This window comes from Exiguobacterium sp. HVEsp1, assembly GCF_002009685.1.
GTDB classification, from domain to species: domain Bacteria; phylum Bacillota; class Bacilli; order Exiguobacteriales; family Exiguobacteriaceae; genus Exiguobacterium; species Exiguobacterium profundum.
Genome location: NZ_KV917367.1, coordinates 888385 through 903081 on the forward strand (window position 1 = coordinate 888385; position 14697 = coordinate 903081).

The 14697-nt window shown below is 46.5% G+C and carries 18 protein-coding genes and 1 pseudogene; 10 read left to right on the plus strand and 9 right to left on the minus strand.

From position 1 onward, the window contains the following. Positions 1 to 9: 9 nt before the first annotated feature. From BV910_RS04595 to BV910_RS04615, 5 genes are all read left to right on the plus strand, one after another. Positions 10 to 339: a nucleoside triphosphate pyrophosphohydrolase gene (locus BV910_RS04595; RefSeq protein ID WP_078146505.1), complete on the plus strand. Its 330-nt coding sequence runs from the start codon at positions 10 to 12 to the stop codon at positions 337 to 339. After that, the gene (locus BV910_RS04600; RefSeq protein WP_143404751.1) at positions 332 to 2686 is read left to right on the plus strand and encodes a DEAD/DEAH box helicase family protein; all 2355 of its coding nucleotides are present in this window, start codon (positions 332 to 334) and stop codon (positions 2684 to 2686) included. The genes BV910_RS04595 and BV910_RS04600 overlap by 8 nt, the downstream gene beginning before the upstream one ends. Before the next feature lie 2 nt (positions 2687 to 2688). Further along, positions 2689 to 3153, plus strand: coding sequence for a hypothetical protein (locus BV910_RS04605; protein WP_078146507.1), 465 nt, complete (start codon positions 2689 to 2691; stop codon positions 3151 to 3153). Between the two features lie 14 nt (positions 3154 to 3167). Beyond that, positions 3168 to 3425 carry a hypothetical protein gene (locus tag BV910_RS04610; RefSeq protein WP_078146508.1) on the plus strand — a complete coding sequence of 86 codons (258 nt, stop codon included), beginning with the start codon at positions 3168 to 3170 and terminating at the stop codon, positions 3423 to 3425. A gap of 128 nt (positions 3426 to 3553) precedes the next feature. After that, complete coding sequence (locus tag BV910_RS04615) at positions 3554 to 5092, plus strand: hypothetical protein (protein ID WP_078146509.1); 1539 nt, start codon at positions 3554 to 3556, stop codon at positions 5090 to 5092. Positions 5093 to 5388: 296 nt separating this feature from the next. Here the strand turns inward: BV910_RS04615 and BV910_RS14865 are convergent. The 3 genes and pseudogenes from BV910_RS14865 to istA all read right to left on the minus strand — a co-directional run. Next, a pseudogene (locus tag BV910_RS14865) lies at positions 5389 to 5568 on the minus strand (ATP-binding protein); the annotation flags it as partial. A 76-nt stretch (positions 5569 to 5644) separates the two neighbouring features. After that, on the minus strand, positions 5645 to 6361 hold the full coding sequence (gene istB / locus BV910_RS04625) for an IS21-like element helper ATPase IstB (RefSeq protein WP_078145977.1): 717 nt from the start codon (positions 6359 to 6361) through the stop codon (positions 5645 to 5647). Then, the gene (istA, locus tag BV910_RS04630; RefSeq protein ID WP_371328152.1) at positions 6358 to 7803 is read right to left on the minus strand and encodes an IS21 family transposase; all 1446 of its coding nucleotides are present in this window, start codon (positions 7801 to 7803) and stop codon (positions 6358 to 6360) included. Before istA ends, istB begins: the two co-directional genes overlap by 4 nt. A gap of 380 nt (positions 7804 to 8183) precedes the next feature. Here istA and BV910_RS04635 point away from each other — a divergent pair, with 380 nt between their 5' ends. Next, entirely contained in the window at positions 8184 to 8615 is a 432-nt protein-coding gene (locus BV910_RS04635; protein WP_240499793.1) for a stage III sporulation protein AH, read from the plus strand. 38 nt (positions 8616 to 8653) lie between these two features. Here BV910_RS04635 and BV910_RS04640 read toward each other — a convergent pair whose 3' ends face one another. The 6 genes from BV910_RS04640 to BV910_RS04665 form a co-directional block, all read right to left on the minus strand. After that, positions 8654 to 8932 carry a CPCC family cysteine-rich protein gene (locus BV910_RS04640; protein WP_078147901.1) on the minus strand — a complete coding sequence of 93 codons (279 nt, stop codon included), beginning with the start codon at positions 8930 to 8932 and terminating at the stop codon, positions 8654 to 8656. An 81-nt stretch (positions 8933 to 9013) separates the two neighbouring features. Further along, positions 9014 to 9373, minus strand: a complete 360-nt coding sequence (locus tag BV910_RS04645) for a DUF1304 domain-containing protein (RefSeq protein ID WP_078146511.1) — start codon at positions 9371 to 9373, stop codon at positions 9014 to 9016. A 1-nt stretch (position 9374) separates the two neighbouring features. After that, entirely contained in the window at positions 9375 to 9659 is a 285-nt protein-coding gene (locus BV910_RS04650) for a putative quinol monooxygenase (RefSeq protein WP_078146512.1), read from the minus strand. A gap of 27 nt (positions 9660 to 9686) precedes the next feature. Beyond that, positions 9687 to 10325 (minus strand): nitroreductase family protein, encoded by a 639-nt coding sequence (locus tag BV910_RS04655; RefSeq protein ID WP_078146513.1) that lies wholly within the window; start codon positions 10323 to 10325, stop codon positions 9687 to 9689. Between the two features lie 23 nt (positions 10326 to 10348). Beyond that, positions 10349 to 10759, minus strand: a complete 411-nt coding sequence (locus tag BV910_RS04660; protein WP_078146514.1) for a MarR family winged helix-turn-helix transcriptional regulator — start codon at positions 10757 to 10759, stop codon at positions 10349 to 10351. Between the two features lie 107 nt (positions 10760 to 10866). Continuing rightward, on the minus strand, positions 10867 to 11634 hold the full coding sequence (locus BV910_RS04665) for a hypothetical protein (RefSeq protein ID WP_078146515.1): 768 nt from the start codon (positions 11632 to 11634) through the stop codon (positions 10867 to 10869). Between the two features lie 180 nt (positions 11635 to 11814). Between BV910_RS04665 and BV910_RS04670 the strand changes: the two genes are divergently transcribed. The 4 genes from BV910_RS04670 to BV910_RS04685 are packed head-to-tail and all read left to right on the plus strand — an operon-like array spanning position 11815 to position 14669. Next, positions 11815 to 12204, plus strand: a complete 390-nt coding sequence (locus BV910_RS04670) for a GntR family transcriptional regulator (RefSeq protein ID WP_078146516.1) — start codon at positions 11815 to 11817, stop codon at positions 12202 to 12204. Next, positions 12191 to 13072: an ABC transporter ATP-binding protein gene (locus BV910_RS04675; protein WP_078146517.1), complete on the plus strand. Its 882-nt coding sequence runs from the start codon at positions 12191 to 12193 to the stop codon at positions 13070 to 13072. The genes BV910_RS04670 and BV910_RS04675 overlap by 14 nt, the downstream gene beginning before the upstream one ends. Then, entirely contained in the window at positions 13062 to 14192 is a 1131-nt protein-coding gene (locus tag BV910_RS04680; protein WP_078146518.1) for an ABC transporter permease subunit, read from the plus strand. The genes BV910_RS04675 and BV910_RS04680 overlap by 11 nt, the downstream gene beginning before the upstream one ends. A gap of 12 nt (positions 14193 to 14204) precedes the next feature. Next, positions 14205 to 14669 carry a DUF4825 domain-containing protein gene (locus BV910_RS04685; protein WP_078146519.1) on the plus strand — a complete coding sequence of 155 codons (465 nt, stop codon included), beginning with the start codon at positions 14205 to 14207 and terminating at the stop codon, positions 14667 to 14669. The last annotated feature ends 28 nt before the right edge of the window (positions 14670 to 14697 follow it).

Below are 14697 nucleotides of genomic sequence, written 5' to 3' on the forward strand. Positions count from 1 at the left end.
GAATTTAATTTGCCCAAATACAATAAATTAGTACGTGACCGCATTCCTGAAATCATTCACGAATCAGGAAAAGTACCGATTGTGAAGCAACTTACTCAAGCCGAACACTTCGAGCAATCACGATTGAAACTCTACGAAGAAATCAAAGAGTATGAAGAAACGAACATTGATGAAGAGTCTCTAGAAGAGTTAGCTGACATTTTGGAGTTGGTCTATACACTCGGAAACATGCATGGGGCAGACTTTGATGAATTGAATCAAATTCGTGAAGAGAAACGAAAAAAACGAGGCGGTTTTGAGAAAGGTCTATTTTTAGAAGAGGTCCTGGATCATGAGTGATTTACGACTCCATACGAGTAATCTTGGCATCCCTTTACAAGAACACATAGACGCGGCGACTGAAATTTATATGGTCGTCGCGTTTGCTCAAGTGTCGGGAGTGAAGGAATTATATTCTTCATTAAAACAAGCGAGTGAACGCGATGCTCAAATCAGAATTTTGGTAGGAGACTATCTGTACCTCACCAATCCTGATGCACTGGACATGCTATTACATATACCGAATGTTGAGCTCCGGCTATACCGCTCAAAAGGAAGGTCGTTCCATCCAAAGGCATATTTGTTCCGAACAATGGAAAGCGGTACATTTTTTGTTGGTTCCTCGAACTTATCGCATAGTGCGCTAAATCATGGTGTGGAGTGGAATGTTGAGATTCCTTCGAGTATATCAGAGGAAGTGTTTGAAGAGTCAGTCGCTGCGTTCCATGAATTATTTTATAGTGAATATGCGCAAATAATGAATTCAGTCTCGTTACAGCCTTATCGCGAAGAGTATGAAGCGCGAAAGGATCGAATGAAGGAGCTAGAGGTCGCTGAACATTCTCCCGTCTACATAGAAGATGATTCGATTACCCCGACGTCTGTCCAAGACGCAGCGTTATTGGCACTCCGAGAAACGATGGCGGAAGGTCGAGAAAAGGCGATGCTCGTCTTGGCGACAGGATTAGGGAAAACGTATTTGAGTGCATTCTTTGCACGACAATTCAAACGTGTCCTTTTCGTCGCACATCAAAGAGAACTTTTGTTACAAGCAGAAAAGTCATTCCTCAATGTGGCGACCGACTGGAAGGTCGGGTTACTACTCGGTGGTGAATCAAGAAATCAAGATACTGCTGACGTCGTGTTCGCCTCGATTCAAACGTTAGCTTCGAAACAAAGAATGGAGCAATATGACCCGGAGCAATTCGATTTGATAATCGTGGATGAGTTCCATCATTCGGCGGCCCCGTCCTATCGTCGGGTGCTAGATTATTTTCAACCGAAGTTCTTACTCGGTTTGACTGCGACGCCTGACCGCTTAGACGGGGGAGACGTATATGCACTTTGTGATGATAACGTTGCTTTCCAGATGCACTTTACGGAAGCGATTGAAGAATCGTTTTTAACCCCGTTTCATTACGTTGGAATCTATGATGAAATCGACTATTCTCAGATTCGTCTGATCAATGGACGTCGTTATGATCAAGAAGAGTTATTGGCAGAACAGTTAAAAGAAAGTGTTGCCGAGAAGATTTATAGGGCCTGGTCAGAACATCATCAATCGAGGGCACTTGGTTTTTGTTCATCCGTTATACAAGCTGAATATTTGGCAGATTATTTCAGGAGACAAGGGGTGCAGGCGGTAGCGCTTCATAGTCAGGCCGAGTATGATCGAACGGAAGTAATTGCCCAATTAAAGCAAGGACAATTGGACATCATTTTTGCAGTGAATCTATTTAATGAAGGTGTCGATATTCCTGAAATCGATACGCTATTGTTCTGTCGTCCGACTGAATCATTGACAGTATTCACCCAACAAATTGGACGAGGGCTACGTCTATCAAAAGAAAAAACGCATTGTACGATTATCGATTTAATTGGGAACTATAAAAATATTGATAAGAAATTGGCTTTGTTGACGACTAGCCGACAAGATACAGTGAGTTCCTTATTAACTACGATTGATCTACCTTCGTCATGTACAATTGAGTTTGATTTACAGACTGTTGACTTACTGAAGAAAATGGTGACACGTTCCTCAACACGTCAGCAATTACTTGAACAAAATTATTTCATGGTGAAAGAAGAAATGGGTAGGCGCCCGAGCTACATGGAATTAATCCAACGAGGAGAGTACTCTATAGACGCTTATCGTTCCGAATGGAGAAAGCTTGGTGGGTTCTTCGGATTCTTGCATAAACTCGGAGAACTAAGTGAGGAAGAAGCGAGAATATACAATGATGTAAAGTCGCTTCTTGTCGAGGTGGAATACACTAGCATGACCAAAAGCTATAAAATGATTGTACTTTCAATTATGCTAAAACGAGGAGAAGAGAACTGGTACAAGCCACTTAAAGCATCTGAAGCCGCTCTTCCTTTTTATGATTACATTAAAAATAAACCATATCGTCAGCATATTGATGGACAGACAAAAGACTTTCAGCAACCATTCCATCAACAAAGAATTGAAAAATTATTGTTACGAATGCCATTCGATAAAATTGCCAAAGGACCGTTTTATGTAGAAGACGAAACTCTGCATATTGCATTCAATGAAGCGTTCCGCAATCTAACCGTTTATGAATGGGTTAAACAGATTGTAGATGTTCGATTACATTACTACTTTAGTCGGAAAGCGAAAGGATGAGCATGCTGAACGATAATATGACTATCAACTCATCAGACATTGCTATACAGTCTTTTTGTAACTTTATTGATGGTTTTGTGCGTCAAGGTACATATAAAATGAATGTCATGCAAATCATGCTTAACAGAGGGTATGAAGATTGGTTTCAACCATTATCAGCTGATATGATCGCAAAAGAGTACTATGATTTAGTAAGGAAGCAAAGTGAAGAACATTCTTTAAATGGCATCGCTAAAATATTTCAAGAATCATTTTCACAGAAGGAAATCGAACGTCATCTAAATTCGCTACCGTTTAAAGCCTTGACGACAGAATCACCAAGAACAGGTAGATCACCATTTGAGAATGCGAATGGGAAACTCATTGTCAGAGAAGAGTACTGTATTCCGACTAAACAAGCGCATGCTGCTATTCAATTAGCGGTTGAAAACAAATTAGAAGACTACTTTGAAATGAAACAGAAGTAGAAAGGTGGGGTAATATGAAACGCCTATTACTACGCAAAATCCAATTCGCCCTCCAACACCACGGTGGGACAGCATCTTTAAAAGACATTTATGCGTATGTCGAAAAATCATACTATCAACTCGAACTCGATCGCTATAAAGATTGGAAAGGGCACATCAATAAACAGATTCGTGCGCATTCCAGTGATTCGGCGAGCTTTACCGGAAAAGAAGACCTCTTTTATTCCACGGGAAATAAAGGCATTTGGGGTCTTAGACAATCCAATAACTAACGAAAGCGGGACCAATTTCACTTGGTTCCGCTTTCAATGTTTACAAAACATCACACCCTATTGTCACATAATGTTCATTCCTGTACACTTCGATATTGTGTGCTAAAAATTATGTTAGGGGTTAGTCAATGGAACTTGTACAGCAATTATCTCAAATGCAACTGATCAACCAATTCTGGTTGCTTATGGCCTTCGTCATTCCAATGGTCATTTTATCTCGTATGGTCGTGGCTGGGACGCGCTTCTCGCCGATCCTCGTCATCGTCATCTTCGGTCTCGGTCTCGGATTCGGTATGGTCGAGCTCGGTATCGCGACACCGGGTCTTCCTGAATTCCCGCTCGTCGACTTCTTGTCACGGACGACAATCATCGCGTTAGTCGTTTCGTTCTTCGTCGGTGGACAGGAACTTCGTAAAATCTTAAGTAAACAAGAGCTCGACATGGAGGACATCGTCATTCCTGCCAAAGAGGAAATGTTCCTCGGGACAGGACGTACGCAGTTCATCTTCATCCTTCGTTCGTTCTTCTTGCTCGTTGGTTTGGAAGGGTTCTTCCGTATGGCAATCGAGCCAGGTACGGCAGAAGGGATTGCGCTTTACTACCCAATCCTCGCACTCCTCGGTCTTGCCGTGTCGTTCTTACTCATCGACCATAAAGCACAAATTCAGGACAAGAAAGTATACATGCAAAAAGGTGTCATCGAGACAGTCCTCTTGCTTGTCATCTTGTTCGTCTCGTTCTTGATTGCGACAGCGGTTCAGCCGATTATCGCATTGCCGCAAATCTTCTTCGCGATGTTGATTTCGTCAGCACTCGGTGCCATCTTCCATAACTGGACGTACGGACCGACAGTCCGCGCGCTTCTCTTCGCAGGGATTCCGGTCGTCTTGGCTGCCAACTTCATGGTCGGGGGTTCACGAATCGGTGACGCGTTCGCCATCGAAGGCATGAATTCGATTCTCGTGTACGGTTTCTTCGGTCAGTTGTTCTGGATGTTCGGTGGGATCGCACTCATCATGTGGTTCGCTCGCACGGGTCACATCCGTAACCTCGCACCAGGTATGGCAGGTTCACTTTCACACAGTGGTCTAACAGGAGCGTGTACGGCTGGTGACTTCGGTCAAGTGGCGGCGAAACGTGCGCCAATCATGATCAACATCCCGTTCTTCGGACATATCTTCGTCTTCTCAATCCTCGCGGTCAGTGCCGACAACGGTGCTCTCTGGATTTGGCCGACAGCCATCATCGTTTTGGTCGGTCTCGTACTCACTGCGCTCGCGTTGAAAAACTTACGCGCGGCGAACGGGGAAGACTTCAAAGAAGTCAAAGCCCTTATGCAGTTCTCCTTTGGATGGCAGATGATGGCTGTCTTCGGTGGACTCGTCATCTTGGCGTTCAGCACGATTGCGTTTGATTACACGACGATGGCACAATCGTCAGCGATTTCGCACTTCGGTTTGTTCGCCGCGGTCCAAGGCGGCATGTTCGGGACGGAAGCATCGCTTCTCATCCCGCTCATCTTCTCGATGCCGTTCCTCGTGCACCCGATCGTCTTCTACATGTTCGGGAAAGCGCTCGACAACAATGGCGAAATGCCACGTGTACCGGTATATGCGATGGCGCTCATTGGTGTCGTCGGTGTATCTGCAGCGATTTTCGCCTTATAATTGGACTCCGCTCTGACTTCGTCAGGGCGGTTTTTTAATTTTGATGAAATGGATATGGTAGACTTTGGATAGTGAGAGCAGGGGAGAGCGTATGAAAAAATGGTTGTTCATCGGTTTTGTTGTGTTGATTGTAGCCAGAATTTAGATTGTACCAATCGATACGACTAGTCCAGATATGGCTGACTTTGTGCACTGGTTCGAGGAAATGTATTCGGTAAAATGTGAAGGTGATGTATTTTGCAATACAAATGTGCACAATAATGCAACGAAAAGTACAGAACTTTGCCAGCTGGGTTTTAGTGTTTCGACAACGCATGCGTGACGCGATAACTGTCACCTGTGAAGTTTAATATGTGAGCGTGATGGATGACGCGATCGACGAGTGCCGCCGTTAGGCGCGCGTCGCCAAAGATGCGATTCCACTGACTGAACTCAAGGTTGGATGTGATGATCAGGCTCTGTCTCTCGTACCAGTCTGGGAAGGTGATGTATTTTGCAATACAAATGTGCACAATAATGCAACGAAAAGTACAGAACTTTGCCAGCTGTGTTTTAGTGTTTCGACAACGCATGCGTGACGCGATAACTGTCACCTGTGAAGTTTAATATGTGAGCGTGATGGATGACGCGATCGACGAGTGCCGCCGTTAGGCGCGCGTCGCCAAAGATGCGATTCCACTGACTGAACTCAAGGTTGGATGTGATGATCAGGCTCTTTCTCTCGTACCAGTCGGTGATGAGATGGAACAGGAGTTCCGCAGATTCTTTTGTGAGAGGGATGTATCCCATCTCGTCCAAAATAATAAGGTCTGCCGATTCGAGACGTGAATGGAAGCTGCTCAGCTTTCCATCCCTCCAGGCCTTGTTGAGTTGCTCTACGAGCTCGGAGACCCGGAAGAACCTCACCTCATAACCTTTGTGACAAGCTTCTCTCCCGAGTCCGATGGCCAAGTGGGTCTTTCCCGTCCCCGGGGACCCTGTCAGAACGACGTTCTGTGAATGTTCGACGAAATTCAATGAGGTCAGTTCGTCCTTATCCAAATGCTTCGGGAAGTAGATGTGATTGCCCCAGCGATAGTCGTCGAGTGACTTGTTGTTGATGAATTTAGCCTTTTTGATAAACCGTTGCGCCTTCGCTTCTTCGCGGAGGCGCATTTCCATAGAGAAAAGCTCCATAAGAAATTTTTCAGGAGATTCCGTCGGAATCGATTCATAGATTTCGGCGACGTAGGCAAGGCGGAGCGACTTGCACATTTCTTTTAGGCTCATGCTGTGCCACCTTCTCCCCACGGCCGATTCAAGCTATCGTACTTGCTCCAGTCCACATCGTATGGATGGTCCTCAACCACGGCTGGGGCGTCGTCCTCGCTCAGTAGCTCGTACAGGCTTTCATTGATCTCTAGGATTGGATACAGCGCGAGCTTGGCTCGGATCCAGGCCAGTCGTTCCTGCCGGACAAGTAAGTTCGGCACGCCCAGGTACTCTTTGATTCTACCCGGCAGGTATTCGGAATAACGGGAGTGACCGAAGCTTCTCGGCTTCTTGTGCCAGGTGCTGATGATGTTTTCCCACGGGAGCGCACGTTTTGTCATCATGTAGGGTCGTTTTTCTTCGTAGAGGATTTCTCCATAAAGTGAGAGAATCTTCATCGAATCCCATCTTAGGATGGCGCGTACTTGCCCATGGCGAGACCCTGAAGGGATCAAGACTTTCGTCTTATCGATTGTTATTTCGCCGTACTTGTTCACCTTGAACAGTTCTACTTTGAAGACGGGGAAGTCTTCTTGCGGCAATCGCAATAGATGTCTCTGCTCTTCTTCGAACAGCTCACGGATCAGTACATGCTTTTCGTAATGCACTCGCTCCATGTCGTCCCGTAGGGAAACCGCGAGCTGTCGGTTCATCGAATCGTAATCATGCATGACAGGGGCCGGGACAAGAAAGTTGTATCGAACGTATCCCACCTTGTTCTCGACACTTCCTTTCTCGTTCCCGCTGTAAGGATTACAGCTTTGGACTTGGAACCCATAATGAGCCATGAACTGCAGGAAAGCATCTGTATAGATTGCCTCTTCTTTCGTCGTTCGCGGTTGGATGACAGCGGCGGGGAGATTATCGATTCTGAGCTGTTGCGGCACACCGCCGATTTCTTCAAAAAGCATTTTGAGTCCCGTCAGGAAACACTCTTGGTTTTCTGCGGGGAGGGCGACGGCTGCAGTGCGGTTGCTGAAGGGAAGACTCATGACGAGGCACTTCACATCGACCGCATGACTATCTTTGACGACTTCCATCGTCCCGAAATCCACCTGCGCCTCACCCGGAGGGTGCTGCAGTCGTTCATGCCTTGTGTCGTTTTCCTCTTCGCTCGTCATATGCCAGCTCTTGATGAAATTACAGACCGTCCGGTAAGAGCCCTCGAATCCGTTCGCCACCAGCGTTTCATAAATCTTTTTATTCGTTCGTCTCAACTTTTTCTGAAGCATCTGATCCTCGGTCAACCAATCCTCGACCATCTCGCCCCATTTCGTTCCGTACATCATGCCCCTCTTGGGGCGAATGGTTTCACTCGGTAATTGAGCTGAATCCGCGTATTTTTTTACCGTCCTCCAATTGAGGTCTAGATTTTTAGCGATTCGATTAATCGAATGTGATTTGTGGTTTCTGAGAAATTTGATACAATTGATATCGGACATTGCTAGCATTCCTTCCATCTCCTAACGTTCTTGTGTCGCAATTTAAACGTTAGGGTGAGATTATGATTGCTGGCAAGTCCTTTTTCTTTTCAAAAATAGGAGTGCAGAGTTGTGTACGTTTCCGTTGCACACTTCTGCACTCCTATTTTGCATTACACAGGTGACAGCTGTGATTCGTTCAACCTGATTGGGAATCAGACGAATACATATGTGAATGAAGAGGGGTTGTGAAACAATCCAATAGCTTTTTCACTTTCGACATGGAGGTCAGGCGATTATATCGAAGTGTCGAAGAACCCGAACGAGTCGGAACGATTGAAGTGAGATGGAATCAAGATCCGTTCGAGATTATGGAAGAAACATGCATCTTTGTTTCTTCGCCATAGGAGGCTTGAAGCATGCTGATGATCACTCAAGATGTAAAGGGAGAGCGCTATGAGGCGCTCATCGATGTTTTGCTTGAGCACTGCACTCACTTTGCGTTCGTGGAAGACAGGCGACGCATGGAGATTGAAGAGGAGCGTCTAGCGTATATGGATGTACTGACTGAAGAGATTCGTTGGGATTTGATTGAACGAACCATCGTGAGTGAGTGGGAGACAACACGACTGTCTGTGGATACAGCGTATCTATATTCGTTTCATATGAATTACAGGACAGCAAAGTTCTTAAAAGAACGGGGTCGTTCATTATTCAGTTGGATTCATCCGGAACTTCCGGAAGACTTGATGTTTTATACGGGAGAGACATGTGTGCTTGCGGTATGCTCCCATGAAGCGTTCTTTGTCGTGGATGAAGAGATGTGGGAGCGTGTTAGATTAGATGAATGATCAAGGTCACCTCTTATTCTTATATGGGTGACCTTGTATTAAGTCAACTTGCTAGAGAAGGGTCTCCAGTCTGGGTCTTTTCTGTCGTGTTTATTCGGTTTTCTGACATCATCACAAAAGAGCCGTTCACTCGCACCAAATTGGATGTAATTTTGTTGAGCCTGTCGAAGCGACACGGTATTCGCACCGCCTTCATAATCGGGATCGTCGAATTGAACCCCGTCGTCCTCCCAAAAGCAGATTCGACAAATGTCGTATGTGCCTGGTGGTTCCTCTTCTAACGTCTGATAGCCACAGCATGGGCATGTGTATCTCACCATCATCACCTCACTATTTAGTATAGAGGATACAAGCAAAAAGCGTCCGACCATTTCTCAGGTCGAACGCTTTTTCTGTCATCACATATACATCGAGATCAACGTCAAGATGGCAAGCCCACCTTGTGTCAGAATAATCTTCTTGTCACTCGTGATACTGCCATATAGGGCAACGAGAATGATATAGGTCAGGATTATGGTGACAATTTCGACCGGGTTTTGGGAAAGATAGAGTCCGTACAAGAGCCCGACCCCAATCAATCCGTTATAGACGCCTTGATTTTTGAACAAAACCGACACCGAGCCTCTCGTCAGCTCGTCTTTCGACATACGGAAGACGCGTGACGTCGACGAGGATGCCGTCGCAATCGTCTCTAAATAGAAGATATAGAAGAATTCGATGGCGACGAGCGTTCCGAGCACAAGAGTGAGCGTCGACATATTAGTTGACCGCTGCTACTTGCACGACCGGTTTCGCTGACACGTAGTTCGCCACGTTTTGTGAGAAGTTGATGAGGACTGGGTTTTGGTTGTGCTGCTCGAGAGCGGCTTGGTCTTCCCAGTTCTCGATCATGACGAAACGGTTCTCGACAGATGTTGACTCGTATAGGTCATATCCGACACAGCCTGCTTCTTGTTTTGATGAGTCGATCAAGACTTGGATGTCACGCAAGAAGTTCTCGCGTTGTGATGCTTGGATATCGAATGTGGCGTTGACTAAGATCATGGTTGATTCCTCCGATTGTTCACTGAATTATTTGAACGATGTGACCGTTTGAGCGTCAAGGCGAACTGATTCGTAACCTTCTTCTGCTGCTTTCCCGACAGACAAGATCATGACTGGTACGTAACGATCTTTATCGAGACCGAACGCTTCTGCAAGTTGGTCTTTCTCGAAACCGCCGATTGGGTTCGTGTCATAGCCGTGTGCACGGGCTGTGAGCATGAATTGCATCGCTGCGAGACTTGCATCGATCTTCACGATGTCGTTCATCTCTTGTTTCGAGAGATTTTTGTAGTAAGGGATGATCGCGCCGAGCTGTTGGTCACGCACTTCTTGTGGCATTTTGCCTTCTGTGACCGCTTGATCGTAGATTTGTTCGCCGTACTCGTAGCACTCCATGTCTCCGAAGATGAGGAGCATCGCTGCAGACGTGTCGTTTTGACGCGTGTTGAAACGGATGAGCGGCTTGAGCGTCTCTTTCGCTTCTGGGCTCTCGACGACGACGAAGCGCCATGGTTGCATGTTGACCGATGATGGGGCCGTCGTTGCTTCCTGAATCATCTCGAGCATCTCATCTTGTGAGATCTTCACGTTCTCGTCATAGACACGGATTGATTTACGACCGAACATAACGTCTGTAAATGTATTGTTTTCGAATGTAGTTGCCATTGGTGAATTCCTTCTTTCTCTGTTTAGGCGTGACTGTTCAATTTTTGAAGCAGTCCGGATAAGTGTTGAATCTCTTCAGCGGACAAGGCTTGTAAGACGAGGTGGTTGGCCTGTTCGTCTCGTTCGCAATCCCTTAGGTCTTGCTCTGCTTTCTCTGTCACACGGACGAACATCTCGCGATGGTTCTCCGCGTTCCGCTCTCTGACGACAAATCCTTTCTCTTCAAGGATTTTCAAATGTCGAGTGATGGCGGCATTGTCGATTTTCATCTCTTCCTTAATCGCACGTTGCGAACAAACGCCTCGTTCTTTGACGACTTGTAACATCTCGTAGCGGGTCAGGCTGAATCCTGTCTCCCGTTCGAACGACGAAGCGACGTTTTGTTCCGCCACCTTGATTTGGTAAAGTAATCGGCTGATTTCACGTAGGTCCATTGCGTCCCACCTTTCTCGATTGACTTATCAATCGTTGACTTGTCAAACGATACAACGTTTTGGATTGCCTGTAAAGTCAAACGCTCAAAAAAAGACGACACCGAAATTTATCGTGTCGTCTCGTCTTCGATGGGAGTGCCATCAAATCGATATTCTGTCGTGAATGTCGTCTCGTCGAATCCGTATAGACGGTCGTAGGCGTTCAAATCCTCAATCGTCCGCACGTCGAGGAATGACGGATCGATATCAGACGCTTCGCGCGTGAACATCATGTACCGTTCCGTATAGTCGTCATTGCCACCTGGCTTCCCGTCAAACGAGAAATGCATCCAGTAGACGTCAGGCTCGATTTCGCGCATGACGTCGAGAATCCGTTGTTTCTGTTCGTCCGTATTGTTCCAGTCTTCATGAAACATGATTGAGACGTCGAGATACGTCTTCGGATTTGTTTCATAAATGGACGTCGGGGTCGGGGAGACGTTCGCTTGCGCATCATCCGACACACCCATCGGCACCTCCGCACGGACGGTCTCTTCCTCTTTTAGGATTCCTTCCGACACGAGCCGTTCGTGAATCGTCCGCTCTGCCTCGCGTTCCCAATACGTCTCGAGCACGTTGTCATGGATGGAGTTGTCTCCATACATCTCTAGAAAATAAGTGCCAGCGAACGGTTCGTTCGTCAATGTCACTTTCCCGACATAACCGCCCATCTTCCAATCGCGTGACAGCTTGATATCGGGTTGTTCGTTGTACGTTTCCTTCACATACGCGGTATAAGTCTCCCGTGCCTCTGACTTTTCAATCGTCGTATATACGAAGAGGCCGCCAGCAAGAACCCCACCGACTATACTTGCCAGTAATCGTTTTTTAATCATTTCGTCACCTCTCGTTCAATCTACCTGATATTGAAGGAGAATACCTCGGTCCAAAGTCTTATTCAAATCATTTCCATTTCGCTGTAAACTAAAAGTGCCCTCAAAGAACTATTGCAATTGCGTGTACTAATACATATAATACACTTAAAGAGTAACATTGACTATGAGAGGGTGTGACCCATGTTATACAAAATCGATATGAAAAGTTCAGAACCGCTATACGAACAAATCGTCAATCAAACGAAAGAGCTCGTCATCCGTGGAATTTTACGACCCGGAGATAAGGTGATGTCCGTGCGTGAACTCGCCACCGATCTTGTCATCAATCCGAATACGGTCAGTAAGGCGTATCAGGAGTTGGAACGGCTCGGGCTGCTTGAGATGCGACGTGGGCGCGGGACGTTTGTCTCCGAGGACTGGGTGGACGATGATGCGGCACGTGAGCCGGTCATCGCCTCGATCAAAAAGATTGCGATTGATTGCCACTATGCGAACGTGCCGTTAGACGAAGCCATTGGCGTATTGCGAACGGAATATGAGAAAGTAGGGAAATCCAATGCTGAAAGTTGAACAGTTAAGTAAAAAAATTGACCGTCAAACGATTCTAGATGGCATCGACTTTACTGTCGAATCTGGAGAAATCATCGCGCTCGTCGGACGTAACGGTGCCGGTAAGACAACGCTTCTCCGGACGATGGTCGGTATCATTCGCCCAGACATGGGCGACGTGCTCTATGGTTCGAAAAGTATCTTTAAAGATGCGGGATTGAAGCGTGACGTCATCTTCGTACCGGATTCAGCCGATGCGCTCAAAAATTATACGGTGAATGAGGCGACGGACCTGTATGAATCGATTTATCCATCCTTCAACCGTACCATCTTCCGTGAGACATTAACGCGATACAACATCGACAACAAAAAGATTCGCCAACTTTCAAAAGGACAAAAGGCACTCGTCACGTTATCGCTCGCCTTCGCCGTCCAAGCGAAATATTACCTGCTCGACGAACCGACGGACGGTTTAGACGTCGTCGCCAAATCCGACGTGTTGAAACTGATGATTGCCCAAGTCGAGAATCGGAACTGTTCGATCATCGTCTCGAGTCACCAACTGCATGAACTCGAACGTATCGCTGACCGCATCATCATGATTGAGAGTGGACGTGTCAAAGCGATCTTGTCACTCGAAGAGGCACGTGCCCTCAGCATCAAGTGGCAAGTCGTCTTCAACGACCATGTCCCGGTCGAACTGCTAGAACGAAAAGATATCGAAATCATCAGCGTGACGGGACGTGTCGTGCTGTTCATGGCAAAAGAACGGACGGACGAGCTCGAAACGTTCATCGATTCATATAATCCGATGCTCATCGAAGAGATTCCGATGTCTCTTGAAGACGTCTTCCGTGTCCAGTTAGGAGGAGAAGCCCATGTTGTCTAAAGTATTGTTAAAGAAAGATTGGAAACAAGTGTCGTTGCTTTGGATGCTGCTCGTCTTCTTAGGCGTCGTCGCCTTCACTGTGCCGGCTTGGACACAATTCGAACAGTTTGATGAGCAGATTAAAGATGCACGAGCGAATTCTGTAGATTACGGCATCCCGTTTGAAGAACGAGATCGCCTGACGGTTGAGTCTTTCTTCGACCCTGATTCGAGTTTAGCTGTCTATCTTGGTGACATAGGTGATGTCATTCCGGTAGGACCAGTTGTATTCTTATTCGTCGTGTTTAGTGCGCTCATGGCCACGTCGCTCATTGGTGCCGAACGAAACAGTCAAATGTCAGACTTTTCGATGTCGCTCCCCTTCACCCGCACCCAGCTGTACATATCAAAATGGGTGTTGGGGGCAAGTGGGATTATCATGTCCACGCTGTTAGGAAGTATCGCGATGTTTGCATTGGTCGCCACTTCCCGTTATTCGTTCTTATTAGAAGGGACCGTATTTAAATCGATCGTGATCGTCCTGTACATCGCCTTGATTGGGATCTCATTATTCTCGTTGGCTTTATGGATGGGATCGTTCGGTGGGGAATCGATTTCTCAATCGGTGTGGTCGTTTGTCGCCTTGATTTTCCCGTTAGGTATTCTCGCATTGATTCAAGGATCCGCTTACTCGTTGACTGGTCGAGGTGATGCGTTGGGTTGGTTAATCGATTCAGCTTATGAAAGTGTATTTATTCAAGCTATCTCACCACTCGGTAACTTGATGAATTTATCTTTATATGAATACATTCGATCCGATCAGTATTGGCAAGAGTTCGTCACGATTAGCATCCCATCGTCTATCGTCTTTATCGCCTTGTCATTCTGGTTAGGAGCTTGGATGTACAATCGTGCACCGCAAGAAAACAACGGTCGTTTCTTCATGTTCAACAACTGGTTATGGCTCGTCCACATTATCATCGTTGGATGTATCGCGATGTTCACAGGAATTGTGTTCACGACATTCACGTATCAAGCGAACAGTATGTTGTACATCGTAGGCTTTGTGATCGGAGCGTTCTTAGCACACTTACTCGCTAAACGCTTGCTTTACCGCTTCAACTTGAGACTCAAATCGTAAGGAGGGACACCTATGAAACGCTTATGTCTGTTGCTCGTACTCGTCATTTCACTGGCAGGATGTATGAACCCGGAACCGGACGCCTTTGAATACAAAGGGGCGAAAGTCGGCGACAATGCAGCCGTCATCGGCATTGCCGGAAGTTTGCCGCTACATGAATGCTATCGATCGGTCGAACTGCAGACGAAGAAGCGTCCTTATGGGTTGACCGTCCGTTACGAAGACCCGGGTATGGAACGAGCGGAACAAGAACATCTGGCGATTCGGAATGCGGCTGCCTATTTCACCCTCATCCCGAACGCCGAAATCGTCCGTTTTGCTTTCCCGAACCGGACCTATGCCTTCTCTCGACCTGAAATGGAGGCATGGTTCGGGACTGACTTCTCAAATATTCGTCATGAAAAAGAATTGCAACAACTCATGAATCAGAAGCTTGAAAAACTGGATTCGAAAGATTCCTATTTTAGGCGGGTATGACAGCGATTGGATGACATATCCAATCGCT